Source organism: Streptomyces sp. SPB074 (assembly GCF_000154905.1).
Classification (GTDB): domain Bacteria; phylum Actinomycetota; class Actinomycetes; order Streptomycetales; family Streptomycetaceae; genus Streptomyces.
The window spans coordinates 2,433,453-2,435,986 of sequence record NZ_GG770539.1 but is presented as its reverse complement, the minus strand read 5'-3'; the positions used below and the strand labels follow the sequence as shown (position 1 = coordinate 2,435,986).

The window sequence follows — 2,534 nt, the reverse complement described above, 5'->3', positions numbered from 1 at the left end:
CAGGTCGCGCGGCGCGGGCGCCTCGCGCAGCACCGCCGCCGCCGTGCGCGCCGGGGCCGCCGCCGCGGCGATGTCCGCGGGCGTGAACGCCGTCAGGTACGCGCGGGTCAGCTCCCACCACGCGTGCTGGTACGCGGGCTCGCGGCGCGGCAGCTCCCGCACGTACATCCGCAGCCCCCGGTCCAGGAAGCCCGCGCGTGCCGCCCGCACGAGACGGGGCAGCGCGGACAGCTCGGCCACCGCCTGCCGGTGCGCCCGCACCCGCGCGCGCCAGTTCTCCATCCCGTCCCGGTCGAGCGAGAGCGAGCGGCGCCGCTCCTCGCGCCGCACGTGCCAGGTGTAGACCCGGTCCGGTACGAGCGCCATGCGCGGGCCGGCCGCGAGGACCCGCGCGGTGAAGACGAAGTCCTCGTAGAGGTAGCGGCCGGGCGGGAAGCGGATCGCGTGGTCGCGCAGGAACCCGGTGCGGTAGAGCTTGTTGACGCACAGCGTGTCGGCGGCGATCCGGGGGAGCGCCGAGGGCTCGGCGAGCGTGCGCTCCTTCGCGTACAGCTCGCGCTGCCAGGGGATCTCCCGTCCGCCGGGCAGCTCGCGCCGCACGCACAGGCCGCCCGCCACGTCCGCGCCGTGCGCCCTCGCCGCGCGCAGCAGCGCGTCCACGGCGCCGGGCGGGAGCACGTCGTCGCTGTCCAGGAAGAGGACGTACGGCGCCGTCGCGTGGGCCAGGCCCTCGTTGCGCGGCGTGCCGCAGCCGCCGCTGTTGACCGCGCGCCGCACGACGCGCAGCCGGGGATCGCGCGTGGCGAGGCGGTCGAGCAGGGCGGCGCTGCCGTCCGTCGAGCCGTCGTCCACGGCGATCACCTCGCTGACGGAGTCGCCCTGCGCGCAGGCCGAGCCGACGGCGTCCGCCAGGTGCGCGGCGTCGTTGTAGCCGATCACGACGACCGTGACGCTCATCGTTCCTCCCGCTCCGGCAGCCTCGCCAGCACCTCGCCCGTCTCGCGGCTGAAGTCCAGCACCTTCGCCTCCTTCGGAACCCGCTGCCACCGCGAGAGCAGCAGCCATGTGATGTCGTACCGGCGCGCGATCTCCGCGCGCCGGGCCGCGCTCGCCGTCCCCGACAGGTACCGGTGCGCGTCCCGCCACCGCGCCCGCCGCTCCCGCTCGGGCAGCGCGGGGTCCGGCCACACCGGCGCGACCAGGTCGATGCCGAAGCCCGGCAGGCTCCGTGTCCCCTCGCGCTGGTCGGTGAGCACCGGCTCGCCCGGGCGGACCGAGGAGGCCACCCACGCGTACGAGTGCCACGCGGGCAGCCGCCGCGTCTGCGGCGGCGTCCACTTCTCGGGCAGGACGGCCCCGGACTGCGCGAAGACGAAGCCGGTCCCGGCGGCGGCGGTGACCACGAGCGCCCCGAGCGCGCGCCCGCGCCTGGCCCGCGTCACCTCCACGGCCACCGCGACCTGCGCGGGCAGGACGGCGAGGCCGAGCACCCGCCCGTACGTGAAGTGGCCCGAGGCCCAGCCGCAGAAGGCGACGGCTACGCACGCCGCGCACATCCAGCCGAGCGCGTCGCGCGGCTCGCGCCGCAGGCGCAGCGCGAAGGCGGGGAGCGCGAGGAGGCCCAGGAGCCAGAAACGCGCGAGGACGTCGGTGTAGAGCGCCGCGTGCGTCGGGTCGAGCACGGCGGCGTCCGCGCCGAGCGTGAACACGTCGAACCAGGGGAGCCAGGCGAGCGCGACGAGCAGCGCGCCGAGGGGGAGGGGCCACCAGGCGGCCCGGGCGCGGAGCGTGGCGCCCGGGGAGCGGCCCGGCATCCCCTTCCGTCCCGGCGCCCCGCCCTGATCCCGTCTTGGCGCCCCGCCCCGTACCCGTGCCAGCACCAGTACCGCCGTGCCGAGCACCCCCGCCACTCCGCTCACCGGGTGGACGAGGAGCAGCAGCCCGCACAGCGCCCCGAGCGCGGCGCGCGCCCGGCGCGTGGGCGGGTCCGCGCGGTCCTCGCCGGTCAGCCGCGCCGCGTATGCCCAGGTCAGGAGGGTGAGGCCGAGGGCGAAGGCGCTCGGGTAACCGGCCACGACCGGGAGCGAGAGGAGCCCGGCGAAGCCGCTCCACGCGAGGGGTTCCGTGCCCCACAGCGTCACCATCAGCGCGAGCGCGACGGTCGAGGCCCAGCGGCTCGCCGTGAACCGCTTGACGAAGGCGTTGAGCCCGAGCAGCAGCACGAGGAGGTTCACGGGCGCGGCGAGCCGTACCGTCTCCCAGCCGCTCAGCGAGAAGAGCCGCGCGAGCAGCCCTTCGGCGAGCGCGTACGGCGAGTAGTACGGGCTGTCCGCGCCCGGGAGGTCGGCCATCGGGTGGCGGGGGTGGAGCAGGCTCGCGCGCAGCCGCTCGACGACCGCCGCGTGCTGCCCGAGGTCGCAGCAGGCCGGGACCGAGAGCGCGAGCAGGCTGAGGCCGATCCAGAAGAGGCCCCCGAAGACGAAGAACGGCGTCGGCCGCCACCGTCCCAGGGGGCGGCTCGCGGTGGCGCCCGG

Annotated in this window: 2 protein-coding genes; both read right to left on the bottom strand. The window is 77.0% G+C overall.

Going from position 1 to position 2,534, the window contains the following annotated elements:
* On the bottom strand, positions 1 to 957 hold a 957-nt coding region (locus SSBG_RS09885), incomplete at its 3' end, for a glycosyltransferase family 2 protein (protein ID WP_037869383.1).
* Positions 954 to 2,534: hypothetical protein (locus tag SSBG_RS09880; RefSeq protein WP_050776748.1), on the bottom strand; the 1,581-nt coding region annotated here is incomplete at its 5' end. The genes SSBG_RS09885 and SSBG_RS09880, both read right to left, overlap by 4 nt.